This window comes from Alishewanella agri BL06, assembly GCF_000272005.1.
Lineage (GTDB): Bacteria > Pseudomonadota > Gammaproteobacteria > Enterobacterales > Alteromonadaceae > Alishewanella > Alishewanella agri.
Window position 1 is genome coordinate 31,955 of record NZ_AKKU01000001.1, and the last position, 16,427, is coordinate 48,381.

Consider the following 16,427-nt stretch of genomic DNA (forward strand, 5'->3'; position numbering starts at 1 on the left):
TGCTAACAGCATTAGTAGTAACCAGCAAGAGGTGATTATGAATAAGCTTTCTGCCGGCCTGCTGCTTAGTGTGTTAATAGCGCTGAGCGGCTGTGCCCGTCAACAGAGTACCGGGTTAACCGTACCGCTGCCCATCAGGCAGGTACAGTCGACGGGTTTAAGTCCGCAACCGTTGGGGTTTTATACCGATCGTTTAGCGGTGCAACTGTTTAATCCGGTGTCAGGTGCTGAAAACCAGTGGCGGCATGGGATTGCCGTCAGTAGTTTTTTGCCGGTACGCCAATTAACCCTGGAAGACAGTAACAGCCAGCAAATTGACCTGGCTAACCAACTGGCTGAAAGTATGCTGACAGCGGCAGTGCAGCGTGGCTATAACGTTATTGATTTACGTTTGCGGGCAGCGGTGTTGCTAAAAGCGGATCATGAACAAGGCTTTTCCCGGTTATTATCGGAACTGCAACACCAGCACCAGGCACGTATCCTGTTAAGCGGAACCTATGCGCCGCAGGAGGATGGTGTGGTAGTCAATGTACGGTTGATTGATATCCAGACTCAGCAAGTGCTGGCGGCAGCAACGGATTATATTCCGGATAATGTCACCTGGAGTGCCGAGAAAATGCTCAAAAGAGGCAATTATTTATATCGAAGTGATCGGATCGGAGAGAAACCATGAAACCTTATTTGTTGTTAGCACTTGCTCTGACCGGATTGACTGCTTGTTCGCAAACACCGCCAGCTGCCAAAGTTGTGCCAGAGAATGCTGTTACCATGCGCGGTGAGCTGGCGCGTGAGCAGCGGATCCTGGAGCAGCAGGCATTCTCAGTGCAATCGGCGCCACAACATTTCCGACAGACGCCACTGGTGACACTGGATCATTATGCCCGTAATCTGGTGCACGAATTAATGGCTAATCACCATCGGGTAGAAGAGCAGGCAATGGTCGCGGTGACTGATCTGGCTTTTGTTGAGTCGGATTTACAGCAAGGCTCGGTGTTTTCTAATCATCTGAGCGAAGCTATTATTTACGATCTACATCTGTTCGGTGTGCCGGTATTGGATTTCAAAGTTACTGATTATATTCGGGTGACCGACAAAGGTGACTTTGTGTTAAGCCGGGACTTTAGCGAGCTATCAGCGGAATTGCCAATCAAATATGTAGTAACCGGTACTATCACTACGCATCAGGCGGGGGTGATGTTAAACGCACGGTTAATTCAGATTGATAGCAAAAGAGTGATTTCGGCTGCCCGCACCTTTGTGCCCGCAGCGGTCTACAACGCGATTCTGCAACAAAAGCATGACGCTATTCTAAAGTTAAAACAGGGATAAGCAGCGCATCGTTAGTTTTTTCCGCATCGGTTGTCGCCCTGACAACCGGTTTGCATTTTTCTTTCGCCGTTATCACCTTTACCGCCTTGTGACTTTTCTTCGTCTTTTGCTAAAGTTTAGCCAACATAAGCCGAAAAGAATGCGACATCTTATGTCGGAATCAAGGAGCTAAGAATGAAAAAAGTAAGTCTGGCGCTATTAGGCGCTGTCACACTGTTGAGTGGTTGCTACAGCTATCACAGGGTAGAGGATGGCTACAGCCGTTGTGACAGCAAAGGTAATTGCCATACTGAAATGCGTCGGCATTATCATGATCATGGAAAAGATAGCGGCATTACTCCTCTGCCGACCAATCAACAGGGAGTCAAGCAGAACGGCTGGATGGTGCCGCATCAATATGTCACCAGTCTCAATTCAAACAAGCAGCTGAACGATTATGTTGCGCAAATGGCGATGCAGCTGGTAGAGACCTTTCATTTATTTCCGGTAGAGTCACGGGTGGCGGTTGCCTCCTTTGTCGATTTGGACAGTGAATTAAACCGCACCAATATTATTGGTAATCAGTTAGCAGAAGCCTTTATTCATCAGTTCCAGCAATTTGGTATTAGTGTGGTGGATTTCAAAACGACTCGGGATATTCAGGTAACCCCTGGTGGTGACTTTGTGTTTAGTCGCAATCACACTCAACTGGATATGCTGCAGCAAATTGATTATGTGTTGTCGGGTACTATGGTATTTACCCCGCGCGGTATTATGGTCAACGCCAGAGTCATCAATTTCCGGACCAAAGTGGTTGCCGCCAGCTCGCAACAGCTGATCCCACACTTTGTGGTAAGTTCGCTTTATCCTTCGATCTTGCGTTAGCGCAAAATAACCAGTACCTGCCAGCGTGACGTAGCATAAATAATGCTTACGTCACCATAAACTTCTTACGCAAGCTTTATTCATCTGTCAGTCAGCAAGGCTCAGCATAATCAAAGGATAACCTTAACTGATATCTCAGTTTACAGGGTGAAAAAGGAGAGTAGAGATGAAAGCGATATTTCCACTGACTTTGATGGGGCTGACAGCGCTTGGCCTAACCGCCTGTGGCTCCGACAGTGATACTGCTGTGCCGGTAAATCAAACTGCGGTGTTCAGCTTTGCGGTAAGTGATGCCCCAGTCACTGAGGCGGCTAAAGTAATGGTTTGTTTCTCTGGAATCGAGCTGGTCGGCAATGGTTTATCGCCACAAAGGTTTACTATCGGTTCCGGTCAGTTTACATCCGATGCGAACGATGAGTGTCGTAACTTAAGTGGCTCGGTAGTCCCTAATACCCGCGGCGTTGATTTACTGACGCTACAGGGAGCGACAGCTGAGGCTCTGATTAGCGCGGCGACGGTACCTGCAGGGAGCTACGGTCAGTTACGTTTAGATATTGCAGCTGGCAGCTATGTTGAGAAGCTTGACGGTAGCCGCGTGCCGCTATCAGTGCCTTCCAATCAACTTAGGTTGCAAGGGCCAGTCCTGTCTGCGGGCGGCACCTTTAATTACACCCTGGAGTTCGATTTACGCAAAGCGCTGGTCGATGCTAATCCATCCGGTAACAACAACCCGGCGACACCGGATTATTTATTAAAACCTACCGGGTTAAGGTTAGTGGATAACAGCACTGTCGGTCATTTGCAGGGTGAAGTGAGCGAAGGTTTTTTACTCAATAACCAATGTACTGTTAATCCTGCTGATGAACGGGTCGCGGTAGCCAGTATTTATCTATACAGTGGCGCGGATAGGCCGCTGCTGGAGTTATCTGATAATGGTGGTAATAACACCTATCAGCCGTATGCCAGCACAGCGGTATTTTTTGATAATTCACAAACTCGCTACAGTTATCGCTTGGGTTATATTGATGCCGGTACTTATACCGTAGCCATTAGCTGTGATACGCAGGACGATCCCGATCAACCTGATGACATCACATTTATTAGTGCACAGAATGTGACGATAAGCAGTAGCTCGCAGCCGCAAACAGTGAATTTTGGCGACTAATTTCATGTCAGGCCTGGCTGCCCCAACAGGAATCGAACCTGTAATTGCCCCTTAGGAGGGGGCCGTTATATCCATTTAACTATGGGGCAAGGCGGCCGAAAGTCTAACAGAGTTAAATCCTTATGTGAACTACTGGCGGGGCTATTGCCCTGCCAGACTCACGATATCTCCCGGTTGGATATGATTCAGTAATTGCTGCGCAGTCGAGGCGGCCCAGGCGCTGTCAGGCGTTACCTCAGTGAGCGTTAGCTTAACCGGACTGTGGATCAGGCGGCGAATGCGGCTATCTTGCGGGTCGCGTTGTACTTGTATCAATTGCACCTGGTCGCCTACTTTTAAACCGTGACTGCTACCCAGACCAATTTCAATTTGTTGTTGGCGAACCTGACGAATTTGCGTTAACAGCGGCTGACATTGCAGTTGTTGCTGAATATCAAGAGCGGCAGCACGCAGTACCTGATCGATTTTCTGACCATAAGGCATTTGCCAGAATGCCATACTATGGCTAGCCGGAGTTGCTTGTTGCTGCGGCCATTGACTGCCGGTGCGATATTCTTGTTGAAAGCTGATTTCGCGCTGATAGGTATCGTATAACCACAGCTCCAGAGCAAAAAAACGCTCGTAGTTGTCGCTTTGCCAGAATTTACTGAGTTTACGGCCCAGAGATAGATCATTGATGCTGGCAAGTAAGATAAATTGCTGTCCGTCCGCAAACAAGGCATCGGCGACTTCCGCGTTAAGTTGTTCCGGTAGCATCAATTGCTCTGTTACCTCAAGCCTGGCTGCAGGTGCAAAGTCACGCAAATGTCGGGCGAGTTGGCGGGTGCTATGTTCACCCAGTTGAAATAATTGCCCATGGATCGCATCCTGCCGTGCCGCTAACTGAATGGTCGGGAGTTGCAGTGGTGCGCGGTGTTGCAAGCTGCAGCGGCTCGCTTCGGCAATAATATGTGCTCTAAGCGTGATACTAACCTGATTCTGGCTGTGGGTTTCTGATAATAATTGCACCTGCTTTAATTCTGCAGCGCTACTTAGGGTCACCTGATGATGTTGTAAGATACCCTGAATAACTTGTTGCTCGCTCTGTATTTTGGCACCGGCAAATAAGCTGGCGCGTTGCAAAGCGTCTGCAATTGCTGCTTGGCGTGCGGCATTGATATCACCACGCTCAATAGGCGCCTGGCCGGTGGCTTCGTACCAGTTGGCATCCGCACTGGCGCTGTAAAGTGATAAACTTAACAGCAGTAGGCTTAAAGGGCGCAGCGCGCGAAGCGTATTTCTCATAATCAAACCTTTTAGGAACCTGGCAGCGGCTATTATAACGCTGGCAGCAATACCGAACTCAGTTGGATAAAGCAAACTTTATGCCGTCATAACGAAGGTTATGGCATTTATTTTGCTTTATAGAAAGACACAAGATTAACTCGCAGGCTGCGCTGCTGGTTTTAAGCTTCGCCAGCAGCGTGTTTAATAGCGATTTCGACTGACAAGAGTGAGCAAAATGAAAAATGCAGGTTTAGCTTTTATCTGTAGCGCCCTGTTGGCGAGTTGTAGTCAACTGGCTGATCGGCATATTGAGTATCAGCAGGAGGTTCCGCTGAGCTTCCCGGTGATTACTGCCTTAGGAGCTGCACCCATTTCCGCACAGCAAGGCAATGATGCGACACAGCGGATGTTATTAGCGATGCGCGCGTCTAAATTAGAAGCCTACCGAGAGTTAGCTGAGCGGATATATGGTCAAAGAATTGACAGCCAGAATACAGTGAGTGCGATGGTGGCACAAAGCGATGTGTTGGAAGCTTCAGTACAAGGCGTGATCCGTGGTGCCCGGGTTGTGAAAACCTATGCAGTGGATGACACCTATATCACGGAGCTGGAGCTGAATTTCGCCGAGGTTTACGCAACATTACAACATACTCAGCCAAAACAAAGTATTCGTAGTGTGCGGTATCTATGGTGAAATTCTGAAGACTAATGCTAATTGACCGGCTCAGGCTTTAATGCCGGGGCCTTTGTTATCGACCGCTGGTTGGCCCTTGCTCGTATAAGTTAAGCCTGATTTACCCTGCGCCCCTAATAACTCATTCTTAAGCCGCTGCAACGTTAGCTGGCTTTGCTCGACGACTTGCTGATTAACCTGGGTTTGCTGTTTACAGGCAGCCAGTGTCTTGTCCATTTGTGTCACTTGCTCAATAAACCAGTCTTGGCTTCTGAAGCTCGCTAACTCAGGGAATTGTGCCAGCGTTTGATCAAGGGTGGCAATTTTTTGCAGCAAGTCACTTTTTTGCTCTACCAGTAAGTCGAGTTGCGCGGCATCACGTTGGGTTAGGGCAGTTAACTCATGCGATAATAACAGCAAAAGCGCATCCAATTGCGCTTGTTGCTGATTTAACAAGGTGATGATGGTATCTGGCTGTTGACTCATTTTCGGTCGAATAAATCGCCTTCAAATTGCATGATGCGTTTGGCCAGCATCTCAACATTAATCTTGTATTTACCTTCCGCAATAGCTTGCTTAATTTTGTCGACACGCTCTTGGTCGATACCACTGCTATTGGCTGCCTTTTCCTGTAATTTAGAAAACTGCTGCGCTTGCGGGGTAATCGATACTGAGTCCTGCTTTTGCGTTGCCTGACTGGACGCATTTTGCTGCACAGCAGTTTGCTGGCGCTGTACCAGTTGGTCAGTTTTGTCTGACTTTACTTGCGGAGTATTCTGCAAGTTATTGATATTAATTGCCATAATAGAACCTCATCACCTTAAACACAGTCCTTATGCTCAGGTTAACGGCTGCACTTAATAAAACTTTAGCTTTTTTTCTAAAATTTTATCCGGACTTGATTCACGCCAACGACCTCGGAACTGATGTTGCGGCCAGACTGCTGGTTTTTAACCTGAACGGTGTCACCCAAACTGCCGTCTTGCTGCGCAACGCCTGTGGTACTGACTGCTAAACCACCCTGGCTAATCTGTATTGTAACAATATCGCCACGGCAAACAAGACATAAGTCTTGTAAACTAATTATCTGCCCGACACTTAAACTGCGTTTGTTACGGCTGCCAACGATAAGCGCAGGCTCTTGCACAATAGCGCCTCGCACTAATCGCCGCTCACGACGTTGTATTTCCAGCATATCGGCAGTAAGAGCGGTTCCTGGAGCGATATTTTGCCGGCTGACTACCAGCTCCAGCCATTCGGTCAGGCGTGCCGGAATAAATAGCTGCCAAACTAACGGCGCATTGCAACTCACCTGCACCGTGGTTTGCCGGGGATTATAGTTTGCCGGCAGACTGAACTCAGGCGCATGCGCACAGCTTTTGTTACCAATCCGGTTATCCAGCGCCGTTAGTTGCACTTCCGTATCGGTGTCAGCGGTCGCAAATTGCTGATTGACCCAGACCTCGGCTAATTCGGTTAATTGCTCTGGCGTATAGCTCTGGTTATCGTCGGCGTGTACTTTAAGCAAACAAACCGACAACAATGATGCTGTAAACAGGGCTCGGCAGATAAAATTTTCGTACTTTTTCATATAGTTTGGCTATGCTTTACAGATAAAGGGTTATAACATGACCGCCAGGTACCGCTCAGTCATTTTTCTGTCACTGCTAGCCAATTATGCAAGTACCGCGCCCATTAGCAGATAAAGGAGCCATTGATGTCTAGTATCCTAGATTCCGTTAACCAACGCACGCAGTTGGTTGGGCAAAACCGCCTTGAGCTACTGTTGTTTAAACTCAATGGTCGGCAACGGTATGGCATCAATGTGTTTAAGGTGCGAGAGGTGCTGCAGTGCCCGCAATTAACTGCGATGCCGAAGCGGAATAAATTTGTACGCGGTATTGCCCATATCCGCGGTCAAACCATTTCTGTTATCGATTTAAGCCTTGCCACTGGCGGCAAGCCCATCGCCGATTTGTCGACTGCGTTTATCATCATTTCTGAATATAACCGCTCGGTACAAGGCTTCTTGGTAAGTGGGGTTGAGCGCATTGTTAATATTAATTGGGAGGCGATTATGCCGCCACCCAAAGGCACCAGCGGCAAACAAAGTTATCTGACGGCGGTAACGGAAATTGACAAAGAATTGGTCGAGATCCTGGATGTGGAGAAAATACTGGAAGAGATTTCTCCTTCGCCAACGATGATCCGGGATGAAGCCCTAACCAAGAGTATTACAACAGATTTGGGTAACCGCTTAATTCTGATTGCTGATGACTCTGCTGTAGCGCGCAATCAGGTAAAGCGGGCGCTGGAACCGCTGGGCGTGCAAATGCATTTGGTAAATAATGGCCGGGAAGCCTTAACCTATTTACAACAGCTAGCGAAAGACTGTCAGACCTCGATCACGGAAAAAGTAGGGTTATTAATTTCCGATATCGAAATGCCAGAGATGGATGGCTACACTCTGACAGCAGAAGTCAAAGCCGATCCGAAACTGCGCAAATTACACGTGATTCTGCATACTTCATTAAGCGGGGTGTTTAATCAGCAGATGGTACAAAAAGTTGGTGCTGAGGATTTTATTGCCAAATTTAATCCTGATGAGCTGGCACAGTCAGTACAAAAGTGGTTACACACTGATTAAGCACTGAGGACCTTCGGTGACAGATAAGCAATTACAAGAAAGTGAATACCGCCAGTTCCGTGATTTTTTGGAGCAGCAGTGCGGTATTGTGCTGGGTGAGAACAAACAGTATCTGGTAAAGAGCCGGCTTGGGCCCTTAATGCAGCGTTTTAGTATTGCTACCTTGTCCGAGTTGCTCACCAAAACCATGAATCCGTTTGAACGCCAATTACGCTCAGCCGTTATTGACGCCATGACCACTAACGAAACACTCTGGTTTCGGGATACTTACCCCTACGAGCTGTTAAAGAGCCAAATTTTTCCGGAGCTGGAAAAAACTTGCCGCAGCGTCAAAATTTGGTCAGCGGCCAGTTCGTCAGGGCAAGAGCCTTATTCGATTTCTATGACCGTGCTCGAGTACCAGCAGGGGCGCCCGAATGCGTTTCCTGGTGGTGTCAGTATTCTAGGTACCGATATTTCCAATACTATGCTGGAACATTGCCAGCGAGCCGAGTATGACGGTTTAGCCTTAGCCCGGGGCTTGTCGCCAGAGCGGCGTAGCCGCTTTTTTGAAGACAGTGGCAAGGGGATGATGCGGGTAAAAGAGCAGGTTCGTAAAAACGTCAGTTTTCGCCACCTAAACCTACTCGACTCTTATACCTTGTTAGGTAAGTTCGATATTATCTTTTGTCGTAACGTGTTGATTTACTTCTCTCCCGAAGTAAAAACCAAGATCATCCGCCAGTTTGCGCAGGCTTTAAACAGCCGGGGCTATTTAATTCTGGGCGCTTCCGAGTCACTGTCTAGTCTGAATGAAGACTTTGAGATGCTGCGCTGTAATCCCGGCATTATCTACCGCAAGAAAACCTAGCCTGATAACACTTCACTAATTTTTGGCCTGCTCTTTGCATTGCCTGGTTGAGTGTTCAACTTAAGGTGGCAAAAAAATGGCTATCAGTTTTGACAAAGCATTTGGCATGCACCAGCAAGCACTGCTGATCCGTGATCGCCGTGCCCAGGTTCTGTCTGAGAATATCGCCAATGCCGATACCCCCGGCTACAAAGCCAAAGAGCTCGATTTTCAACAAGCACTGAATAATGCGCAGTCCCGTCAGGCGCGGCCGGTAAGCCGAACCCATGAAGGGCATTTTCATATTTCTACTGAAGTCCGGCAGGAAGTGAAGTTTCGTAACCCGGATCAACCCGATACTGGCGACGGCAACAGCGTCGATATGCATCGCGAGCGTAATGCCATGATGCAAAATGCCATTGAGTATCAAACCAGTTTACAGTTTCTGAATAGCCGAATCAGTGGCCTGAAAAAAGCTATCACAGGTACAGGACAATAATTATGAGCTTATTTAAAGTGTTTGATATTGCCGGCTCAGGCATGACTGCGCAGTCGGTACGAATGAATACCACCGCCAGTAATATTGCGAATGCTAATAGCGTCAGTAGTAGTATTGATCAGGTTTATAAAGGCCGGCATCCGGTATTTGCGGCAGAACTGTCCGAGGCAAAGCGGCAACAAGATGCCGGTAGCGGCGTAAAAGTGCTGGGTATTGTCGAGTCAGAGGCGCCACCGGTGGTGGAGTATGCGCCCAATCATCCGCTGGCAGATGAAAACGGCTATGTCTACAAGCCTAACGTCAATATTATGGAAGAGATGGCCAACATGATCTCGGCATCACGCTCTTACGAAACCAATGTGCAAACTGCCGATGCTGCCAAGCAAATGTTAATGCGCACTCTACGCTTAGGGCAGAGCTCTTAAGGACTAACTGATGACGACCGTTAATAATAATTCTGCACTGGATGGGATGTACTGGGACAACAAAAACAAGGTACCAGACAAGAATAATGGTGCTTTAACCCAATCTGATTTTTTTGCTTTGTTAACCCAGCAACTGGCATTTCAGGATCCGACCAAGCCGGTTGAGAATGATCAGATGATTGCGCAGATGACCAACTTTACCATGGCCGATGGTATTTCAAAGTTAAATGAAAACTTTACCAGTCTGGCGCAAAGCATGAGCTCTAACCAGGCACTGCAGGCGTCGTCGCTAGTTGGACGCAGTGTGTTGACGCAGTCAGACCAGTTAGTTTTTACCGGCGATTCGTTATCGCGTGGTCAGATTAACGTCGATACCGTGGCCGACAATATGAAAGTGATTATTACCAAACCCAATGGCGAATTAGTGAATACCTTTAGTGTGGATAATCCACAACTGGGTAAGAACGAGTTTGTTTGGGATGGTACCGATGGTGATGGTGAAGCAATGCCACCCGGACTTTACAATATCAAGGTGGAAGTTAGTGCCAACGGTAAAACCGAAACCGTGCCCGTGCAGGTCTACACCCCGGTTTCCAGCGTCAGCATGGGCAACAATGGTAATGGCATTATGCTTAATCTGATTGGTTTGGGATCAGTCAAATTGGCTGATGTGTTAGAAGTTTCTTACAGTTAAATAACCGCTTAAGGTGAGGTGACATATGAGTTTTCAAATTGCATTAAGCGGCATTGCTGCTGCGCAGAAAGATTTAGATACCACGGCCAATAATATCGCAAACGTGAATACCACCGGCTTTAAAGAGTCGCGTGCCGAGTTTGCTGATGTGTATGCATCATCAGTTTTCCAATCAGCAAAAACCAAAGTGGGTGATGGTGTGCGGACCGCTGCGGTTGCCCAGCAGTTCCAGCAAGGTGCGCTGCAATTTACCAATAACTCACTGGATTTAGCGATTACCGGTGATGGTTTTTTTGTTACCGCTTCTGAAGTCGGCTCGCGGGACTATTCTTATACCCGCGCCGGTGCATTTAAGCTGGACAGTAACAACTTTATTGTCGATAACAACGGCAATTTCTTGCAGGGGTATCCGGTAGATACTGAAAGTGGCTCTACCACTTCGGTCAGTTTAAGTACCACTAACCCGATTCAAATTCCAACCACCGCCGGGGCACCCAGTGCAACGCGGGATGTGTTTTTAAGTATGAATCTGGATTCAAGAGCTCTGCCACCGACAGTCGCTACTTTTGATCTTGAAAATCGAGCCAGTTATAACAGTACCACCTCGACTACCATATACGACAGTCTGGGACAGGCACATATTTTAAGTATTTACTTTGTGAAAAATACATCCAATGAGTGGGATGTGTACGGTGCTTTTGATGGAGATCCCTTACCTATAGCACCTTTGACTTCGTTAGAGTTTACATCCGCTGGTTTACCGGCTGGCTCGAACAATGACGGTTCTGGCTTATTTGATGATGCATTAGTGCCGGTGGGCGTGCTAAACGGCCTGCTTACTAACGGGGCGAGTTTCGGTGATCCAGCCAACGACTTCGGTATTCGTTTCCGCGATGAGGCTGGGACCAGACGGCCAACGCAATATGCATCAAATTTTGAAGTGGGTACTTTAAGTCAGAATGGTACTACTGTCGGTCGTTTAACTGGTTTGGATATTGATGCCAGCGGCAAGATTATGGCGACCTATTCTAACGGCGATCAGCAGTATTTATCTCAGGTATCAATGGTGCGCTTTGCCAATCCACAGGGGTTAAGTCAGTCAGGGAATACGTCGTGGCGGGCGAGTTTAGCATCGGGCGAACCGCTGGCGGGTGAGCCTAATACCGGTACCTTTGGTAGTGTTCAAAGCTCAGCGTTAGAACAATCAAACGTTAACCTGACTACGGAGCTAGTGGATTTAATCAGTGCCCAGCGTAACTTCCAGGCCAACTCCAGAGCGCTGGAAGTCAATAGCTCGTTACAGCAAACGATTCTGCAGATCCGGTAATCCGATGTTTCTGTTTAAAAAGCCACGCTGTAACAGCGTGGCTTTTTGTATTTGCTTTTGCAGGCAATTCATTCTCTCCAACTTGTAGTTCTGCTGCCCGGATTAATTAATCTGGCACTTTCCTTGCTTAGTATCTTGCCAAGAGTCAATTCCTTTACACGAGGTTGCTGATGGATCGTTTGCTTTATATCGCCATGAGCGGTGCCAAAGAAAATATGCATGGTATCAGTGTCAGAGCTAACAACCTGGCAAATACCGGTACAGTAGGCTTTAAAGCCGATTTTGAGCAGGCTCGCGCGATGCAGGCTTTTGGCGCAGGTTTACCAACCCGGGTATTTTCGATGACCGAACGACCTGGTCAAAACTTTGACAGCGGTGCGCTGATTATTACTGAACGTGAGCTGGATATGGCGATTCAGGGCGACGGTTGGTTTGCAGTTCAGGATAAAGACGGTAATGAAGCCTATACCCGCGCCGGCAATATGCAATTAAGCCCAACCGGCATGCTGTTAACCGCCAGCGGTTTGCCAGTGCTCGGCGATGACGGCCCAATCCAGTTGCCGGTACCGCTTGCCAAAATGGAGATTGGTCAGGACGGTACGGTGAGCGCCAGAGTACAGGGCGCTCCGGCCAACGTAATGGAACAGGTCGGGCGAATTAAATTAGTTAAGCCACCTTATACGGAAATTGAAAAAGGTAATGATGGTTTATTCCGGCGTAAAGATGGCCAGCTAGCTGAAGTCAGTGCCGAAGTCAGCTTGCTGCATGGTGCCTATGAAGGCAGTAACGTCAATGCCATTGGCGAGATGACCAGCATGATTAGCTTACAACGACAGTTTGAGTTGCAGGTGAAAATGATGAAGCAGGCTGAGCAAATGGATCAGCAACAAAACCAGCTGCTGCGGATTATCGGTTAAGTCAGGTTTTAGCGATTGAGGTAACCGCCTTAATCATTCGGTTCAAAGGGCTCAGGCCCGGGAGGTTCAAATGCATCCGGCTTTATGGATTAGCAAAACAGGTTTAGACGCCAAACAGCGTGATATTTCGGTGATCTCGAATAACCTGGCTAACGCCAGCACCGTCGGCTTTAAGAAAAGCCGGGCGATTTTCGAGGATTTGCTTTATCAAAATATTAATCAGCCAGGTGGCCGTTCTTCACAAAACTCGGAACTGCCTAACGGATTAATGATTGGTGCCGGTACCAAGGTGGTCGCGACACAAAAAAGCTTTACCCAGGGCAATATGATTACCACCGAAAACAGTTTGGACCTAATGATTCAGGGCCATGGTTTTTATGAAGTATTAATGCCGGATGGCACCATTTCTTACACCCGTAATGGTCAATTTACGGTAGACGGTGATGGCAATATGGTCACCTCCGGAGCCGGCTATCAGGTGCAACCGAATATTGTGATTCCGCCGGACGCGACTTCCATCATGGTTTCGCAAGATGGTGAAGTGTCTGTGCGCTTAGCCGGGCAGGTCGAAAATGCGGTACTGGGCCAGTTGACGGTAACCAACTTTATTAACCCGGCTGGCCTTGAACCGATAGGCCAGAACCTGTTTAAAGAAACGCCGGCCAGTGGCGATCCAGTACAAGGTATTCCGGGCCTGGAGGGGCTGGGCATTATTGTGCAGGGGGCGCTGGAAACCTCTAACGTTAATGTCACGGAAGAGTTGGTTAGTCTGATTGAAAGTCAGCGGGTGTATGAGATGAACTCCAAAGTGATCTCTACCGTCGATCAGATGCTGGGTTATGTCATTCAGCAGCTTTAAGGAGGCATTGATGCGTACGTTATCGTTAGTCTTGCTGTTTAGTTTACTCACAGCTTGCGCCTCGACCCGTGAGGCAATGCCCGACGACCCGTATTTTGCGCCTTTACCGCCCGAGCCAGCACCACGGCCGGTGCTGAAGACGGGTTCGTTGTTTACTCAAACGCATTCAAACAGCTTGTATTCCGATAATAAAGCGCGCCATGAAGGTGACATTATTACCGTGGTACTGCGTGAAAAAACTCAGGCGTCAAAAAAAGCGAAAACTGAAACGCAGAAAGATAGCAATGTGGCCTTTGAGCCATTGAATATCGCCGGACGCAATGCGTCTATTGGTGGCAATGTATTGCAGTTTGGCGCGGGTAGTACCCAGGATTTTAAGGGCGATGCTAAGGCAGATCAGAGCAACAGCCTGGTCGGTGACATTTCGGTCAATGTATTGCAGGTATTATCGAACGGTAATCTGGTGATCCGCGGTGAAAAATGGTTAACGCTGAACACCGGGAAAGAATATATCCGTTTAACCGGGGTGATCCGGCCACAAGATGTCGATGTGAATAACACTGTCGAGTCAACCAAGATTGCCAATGCGCGAATTGAGTACAGTGGTACCGGTGCCCACCATCATGGTCAATCACCTGGCTGGTTAGCACGGTTTTTTAATGGCCCCTTGTGGCCATTCTAGGAGCACATAATGCGTAGTAGATTCTTGCTTGTCGGTCTGTTGCTGGCGCTAATCAGTGTCACCGCCGATGCTGCGCGGATTAAAGATGTCGCCGATATCGAAGGGGTTCGTTCGAACCAGCTGGTCGGCTATGGTCTAGTGGTCGGGTTACCAGGTACCGGCGAGCAAAGCCCTTTTACAGAACAAAGCTTTCGTACCATGCTGGCAAACTTTGGTATTAATTTACCTGCCGGCACCCGCACCCAGATAAAAAATGTGGCAGCAGTGGCCATTCACGCTGAGCTACCGGCCTTTGCCAAGCCAGGCCAGACTATTGATATTACGGTGTCTTCAGTCGGCAGTGCGAAGAGCTTACGCGGCGGAACTTTACTGCAAACTTTCTTAACCGGTTTAGACGGTAATGTGTATGCAGTAGCGCAGGGCAGTTTAATTGTTAGTGGCTTGGGTGCTGAAGGGTTAGATGGTTCACGGATCCTGGTCAATACGCCGACAGTAGGCCGCATCCCCAACGGCGCTGTGGTAGAGCGTGAAGTTGAGTCGCCCTTTGCTAAAGGCGATTTTATTACCTTTAATCTAAAGCGGCCGGATTTTACTACGGCCAAACGGCTGGCGGAAACCATTAATGGCTTTATGGGACCGGAAACAGCCTTCTCGCTGGACGCCTCTTCTGTGCAGGTGCGGGCACCACGCGATATCAGTCAGCGCGTATCTTATTTATCAACACTGGAGAATCTGACGTTCCAACCTGCGGATCAGTCCGCGAAAATTATTATTAACTCCCGTACCGGTACCATTGTCATTGGCAAAGACGTGCGGTTATTCCCCGCTGCAGTAACGCACGGTGGTTTAACTGTGACCATTGAGGAAAATCCACAAGTCTCGCAACCCAACCCTCTGGCTGGCGGTGATACAGCTATTGTGCAAGACAGTATTATCAACGTTAGCCCGGAAAACTCGCGGATGTTTAAGTTTGATCCCGGTGTCACCCTGGATGATTTAGTGCGTACTGTAAATGCAGTTGGTGCCGCCCCAGGCGATCTGATGGCCATCCTGGAAGCGTTAAAAGAAGCGGGTGCTATCCATGGTGAGCTGGTGGTGATCTAAGATGAACGGCGCCAAACTGCAGCATTCCTACCATGATCTGCAAAGTTTGCAGCAGATCCGCTCAGCGTCAAAAAAGGATGAGCAAGGCGCCTTACGTCAGGCGGCGGAGCAGTTTGAAGCCATTTTCTTTAATATGTTGCTGAAAAGCATGCGCCAGGCAAACAAAGCCTTTGAAGCCGAAGGTTTAATGAATAGCCAGACCACCGAATTTTATCGGGATATGCATGATAATCAGATGGCAACCGATTTAGCCCAAAAAGGTAGCTTGGGGCTGGCAGATATTTTAGTCCAGCAACTGGATCCGACTGCCGCGGCTAAAAATCGTCAGCAAGCGGCAGCGTTACTACTGCCGGGCGAGCAAAATCGCGAGCTTGCCATGCCACAAGCACAACAGTTTAACGAACAGCCGGAAATGGCACTATTACAGGCCCAATCTGCCCAGCAGCTGGTGCAGGCAGGGGTGATCCAACCTGGTCGGCGTGACGCCTCGGTGTTGACACCGCTGCTGGAAAAGTTACAACAGCAACGGGAAAAAGCGGCCCAGAGCGCCGTGCAACAAACGACGACACCGGATTTAGCCAAAACGCAAACAAGCCCTGCACCATGGCAGGTTGACTCGCCAGTTGCCTTTATTAAAAGTTTATTACCTGCCGCCCGCAAAGCAGCAGGAGCCCTGGGTTTAGATCCTTTGGCACTGATTGCTCAGGCTGCACTGGAGACGGGTTGGGGTAAACGGATGATTAAAACTGCCAATGGTGACAACAGTTTTAATTTGTTCGGTATTAAAGCCAGCCGCAACTGGCAGGGCGACACGGCGGTGGTCGACACGCTGGAATACCGCCAGGGCGTGGCGCGCAAAGAGCAGGCAAAATTCCGCGCCTATACCTCGCCGGAAGATAGCTTAAGAGACTATACTGAATTTATTGCCAACAGTCTGCGTTACCAGCAGGCCGTAGCTGCGGCAGCCGAACCGGCGGCGTATTTCAGTGAACTGCAAGCTGCCGGTTATGCGACAGATCCTAATTATGCGCAAAAAATCATGTCGGTTTACCGTAGTACTGCCTTTGAGCAGGTTCGGGCCGAGTTAGAAAGTACTCAAGATTTTGCGGCAGCAGCCGATGAGTAGCCAATACCCAGTGGTGGGCGG

20 protein-coding genes and 1 tRNA gene are annotated in these 16,427 nt (G+C 48.6%); 16 read left to right on the plus strand and 5 right to left on the minus strand.

Translation table 11 applies throughout. The features are described from left to right. Positions 1 to 37 precede the first annotated feature (37 nt). From AGRI_RS00130 to AGRI_RS00145, 4 genes are all read left to right on the plus strand, one after another. A complete protein-coding gene (locus AGRI_RS00130; protein WP_008983011.1) occupies positions 38 to 673 on the plus strand; it encodes a FlgO family outer membrane protein in 636 nt (211 codons plus the stop codon). Further along, positions 670 to 1,329 carry a FlgO family outer membrane protein gene (locus tag AGRI_RS00135; protein ID WP_008983012.1) on the plus strand — a complete coding sequence of 220 codons (660 nt, stop codon included), beginning with the start codon at positions 670 to 672 and terminating at the stop codon, positions 1,327 to 1,329. Before AGRI_RS00130 ends, AGRI_RS00135 begins: the two co-directional genes overlap by 4 nt. Before the next feature lie 174 nt (positions 1,330 to 1,503). Next, a complete protein-coding gene (locus AGRI_RS00140) occupies positions 1,504 to 2,193 on the plus strand; it encodes a FlgO family outer membrane protein (protein WP_008983013.1) in 690 nt (229 codons plus the stop codon). Positions 2,194 to 2,359: 166 nt separating this feature from the next. Then, a complete protein-coding gene (locus AGRI_RS00145; protein ID WP_008983014.1) occupies positions 2,360 to 3,358 on the plus strand; it encodes a DUF4382 domain-containing protein in 999 nt (332 codons plus the stop codon). 14 nt (positions 3,359 to 3,372) lie between these two features. Here AGRI_RS00145 and AGRI_RS00150 read toward each other — a convergent pair. Continuing rightward, positions 3,373 to 3,447: transfer RNA gene (locus AGRI_RS00150), tRNA-Arg, on the minus strand. 52 nt (positions 3,448 to 3,499) lie between these two features. After that, positions 3,500 to 4,642, minus strand: coding sequence for a flagellar assembly protein T N-terminal domain-containing protein (locus tag AGRI_RS00155; protein ID WP_008983015.1), 1,143 nt, complete (start codon positions 4,640 to 4,642; stop codon positions 3,500 to 3,502). A 217-nt stretch (positions 4,643 to 4,859) separates the two neighbouring features. Here AGRI_RS00155 and AGRI_RS00160 point away from each other — a divergent pair, with 217 nt between their 5' ends. After that, a complete protein-coding gene (locus AGRI_RS00160; protein ID WP_008983016.1) occupies positions 4,860 to 5,318 on the plus strand; it encodes an LPP20 family lipoprotein in 459 nt (152 codons plus the stop codon). A gap of 30 nt (positions 5,319 to 5,348) precedes the next feature. Here AGRI_RS00160 and flgN read toward each other — a convergent pair whose 3' ends face one another. The 3 genes from flgN to flgA form a co-directional block, all read right to left on the minus strand. Beyond that, positions 5,349 to 5,783, minus strand: coding sequence for a flagellar export chaperone FlgN (gene flgN / locus AGRI_RS00165; RefSeq protein ID WP_008983017.1), 435 nt, complete (start codon positions 5,781 to 5,783; stop codon positions 5,349 to 5,351). Next, on the minus strand, positions 5,780 to 6,100 hold the full coding sequence (gene flgM, locus AGRI_RS00170; protein ID WP_008983018.1) for a flagellar biosynthesis anti-sigma factor FlgM: 321 nt from the start codon (positions 6,098 to 6,100) through the stop codon (positions 5,780 to 5,782). The genes flgN and flgM overlap by 4 nt, the downstream gene beginning before the upstream one ends. Positions 6,101 to 6,177: 77 nt before the next feature. After that, entirely contained in the window at positions 6,178 to 6,888 is a 711-nt protein-coding gene (gene flgA / locus AGRI_RS00175; RefSeq protein WP_008983019.1) for a flagellar basal body P-ring formation chaperone FlgA, read from the minus strand. Positions 6,889 to 7,014: 126 nt separating this feature from the next. Between flgA and AGRI_RS00180 the strand changes: the two genes are divergently transcribed. The 11 genes from AGRI_RS00180 to flgJ all read left to right on the plus strand — a co-directional run bounded on the left by AGRI_RS00180 (position 7,015) and on the right by flgJ (position 16,406). After that, positions 7,015 to 7,944, plus strand: a complete 930-nt coding sequence (locus AGRI_RS00180) for a chemotaxis protein CheV (protein WP_008983020.1) — start codon at positions 7,015 to 7,017, stop codon at positions 7,942 to 7,944. Positions 7,945 to 7,960: 16 nt separating this feature from the next. Further along, on the plus strand, positions 7,961 to 8,794 hold the full coding sequence (locus tag AGRI_RS00185; protein WP_008983021.1) for a CheR family methyltransferase: 834 nt from the start codon (positions 7,961 to 7,963) through the stop codon (positions 8,792 to 8,794). A gap of 76 nt (positions 8,795 to 8,870) precedes the next feature. Then, a complete protein-coding gene (gene flgB, locus AGRI_RS00190) occupies positions 8,871 to 9,272 on the plus strand; it encodes a flagellar basal body rod protein FlgB (RefSeq protein ID WP_008949729.1) in 402 nt (133 codons plus the stop codon). A gap of 2 nt (positions 9,273 to 9,274) precedes the next feature. Next, positions 9,275 to 9,697, plus strand: a complete 423-nt coding sequence (flgC, locus tag AGRI_RS00195) for a flagellar basal body rod protein FlgC (RefSeq protein WP_008949728.1) — start codon at positions 9,275 to 9,277, stop codon at positions 9,695 to 9,697. Between the two features lie 10 nt (positions 9,698 to 9,707). Next, positions 9,708 to 10,391, plus strand: a complete 684-nt coding sequence (locus tag AGRI_RS00200) for a flagellar hook assembly protein FlgD (RefSeq protein WP_008983022.1) — start codon at positions 9,708 to 9,710, stop codon at positions 10,389 to 10,391. Between the two features lie 25 nt (positions 10,392 to 10,416). Continuing rightward, a complete protein-coding gene (gene flgE, locus AGRI_RS00205; RefSeq protein WP_008983023.1) occupies positions 10,417 to 11,718 on the plus strand; it encodes a flagellar hook protein FlgE in 1,302 nt (433 codons plus the stop codon). 170 nt (positions 11,719 to 11,888) lie between these two features. Beyond that, entirely contained in the window at positions 11,889 to 12,635 is a 747-nt protein-coding gene (flgF, locus tag AGRI_RS00210) for a flagellar basal-body rod protein FlgF (RefSeq protein ID WP_008983024.1), read from the plus strand. 70 nt (positions 12,636 to 12,705) lie between these two features. Continuing rightward, positions 12,706 to 13,494, plus strand: a complete 789-nt coding sequence (flgG, locus tag AGRI_RS00215; RefSeq protein ID WP_008983025.1) for a flagellar basal-body rod protein FlgG — start codon at positions 12,706 to 12,708, stop codon at positions 13,492 to 13,494. 10 nt (positions 13,495 to 13,504) lie between these two features. Next, the gene (gene flgH, locus AGRI_RS00220) at positions 13,505 to 14,176 is read left to right on the plus strand and encodes a flagellar basal body L-ring protein FlgH (protein ID WP_008983026.1); all 672 of its coding nucleotides are present in this window, start codon (positions 13,505 to 13,507) and stop codon (positions 14,174 to 14,176) included. A gap of 9 nt (positions 14,177 to 14,185) precedes the next feature. Beyond that, positions 14,186 to 15,280, plus strand: coding sequence for a flagellar basal body P-ring protein FlgI (locus AGRI_RS00225; protein ID WP_008983027.1), 1,095 nt, complete (start codon positions 14,186 to 14,188; stop codon positions 15,278 to 15,280). Position 15,281: 1 nt separating this feature from the next. Continuing rightward, positions 15,282 to 16,406 carry a flagellar assembly peptidoglycan hydrolase FlgJ gene (gene flgJ, locus AGRI_RS00230; RefSeq protein WP_008983028.1) on the plus strand — a complete coding sequence of 375 codons (1,125 nt, stop codon included), beginning with the start codon at positions 15,282 to 15,284 and terminating at the stop codon, positions 16,404 to 16,406. Positions 16,407 to 16,427: the final 21 nt, after the last annotated feature.

What these genes read in the sequence shown, in the direction of transcription:
- AGRI_RS00130 (WP_008983011.1), top strand. Translation starts at nt 38, where the DNA reads ATGAATAAGCTTTCTGCCGGCCTGCTGCTTAGTGTGTTAATAGCGCTG.
- AGRI_RS00135 (WP_008983012.1), top strand. Translation starts at nt 670, where the DNA reads ATGAAACCTTATTTGTTGTTAGCACTTGCTCTGACCGGATTGACTGCT.
- AGRI_RS00140 (WP_008983013.1), top strand. Translation starts at nt 1,504, where the DNA reads ATGAAAAAAGTAAGTCTGGCGCTATTAGGCGCTGTCACACTGTTGAGT.
- AGRI_RS00145 (WP_008983014.1), top strand. Translation starts at nt 2,360, where the DNA reads ATGAAAGCGATATTTCCACTGACTTTGATGGGGCTGACAGCGCTTGGC.
- AGRI_RS00155 (WP_008983015.1), bottom strand. Translation starts at nt 4,642, where the DNA reads ATGAGAAATACGCTTCGCGCGCTGCGCCCTTTAAGCCTACTGCTGTTA.
- AGRI_RS00160 (WP_008983016.1), top strand. Translation starts at nt 4,860, where the DNA reads ATGAAAAATGCAGGTTTAGCTTTTATCTGTAGCGCCCTGTTGGCGAGT.
- flgN (WP_008983017.1), bottom strand. Translation starts at nt 5,783, where the DNA reads ATGAGTCAACAGCCAGATACCATCATCACCTTGTTAAATCAGCAACAA.
- flgM (WP_008983018.1), bottom strand. Translation starts at nt 6,100, where the DNA reads ATGGCAATTAATATCAATAACTTGCAGAATACTCCGCAAGTAAAGTCA.
- flgA (WP_008983019.1), bottom strand. Translation starts at nt 6,888, where the DNA reads ATGAAAAAGTACGAAAATTTTATCTGCCGAGCCCTGTTTACAGCATCA.
- AGRI_RS00180 (WP_008983020.1), top strand. Translation starts at nt 7,015, where the DNA reads ATGTCTAGTATCCTAGATTCCGTTAACCAACGCACGCAGTTGGTTGGG.
- flgB (WP_008949729.1), top strand. Translation starts at nt 8,871, where the DNA reads ATGGCTATCAGTTTTGACAAAGCATTTGGCATGCACCAGCAAGCACTG.
- flgC (WP_008949728.1), top strand. Translation starts at nt 9,275, where the DNA reads ATGAGCTTATTTAAAGTGTTTGATATTGCCGGCTCAGGCATGACTGCG.
- AGRI_RS00200 (WP_008983022.1), top strand. Translation starts at nt 9,708, where the DNA reads ATGACGACCGTTAATAATAATTCTGCACTGGATGGGATGTACTGGGAC.
- flgE (WP_008983023.1), top strand. Translation starts at nt 10,417, where the DNA reads ATGAGTTTTCAAATTGCATTAAGCGGCATTGCTGCTGCGCAGAAAGAT.
- flgF (WP_008983024.1), top strand. Translation starts at nt 11,889, where the DNA reads ATGGATCGTTTGCTTTATATCGCCATGAGCGGTGCCAAAGAAAATATG.
- flgG (WP_008983025.1), top strand. Translation starts at nt 12,706, where the DNA reads ATGCATCCGGCTTTATGGATTAGCAAAACAGGTTTAGACGCCAAACAG.
- flgH (WP_008983026.1), top strand. Translation starts at nt 13,505, where the DNA reads ATGCGTACGTTATCGTTAGTCTTGCTGTTTAGTTTACTCACAGCTTGC.
- AGRI_RS00225 (WP_008983027.1), top strand. Translation starts at nt 14,186, where the DNA reads ATGCGTAGTAGATTCTTGCTTGTCGGTCTGTTGCTGGCGCTAATCAGT.
- flgJ (WP_008983028.1), top strand. Translation starts at nt 15,282, where the DNA reads ATGAACGGCGCCAAACTGCAGCATTCCTACCATGATCTGCAAAGTTTG.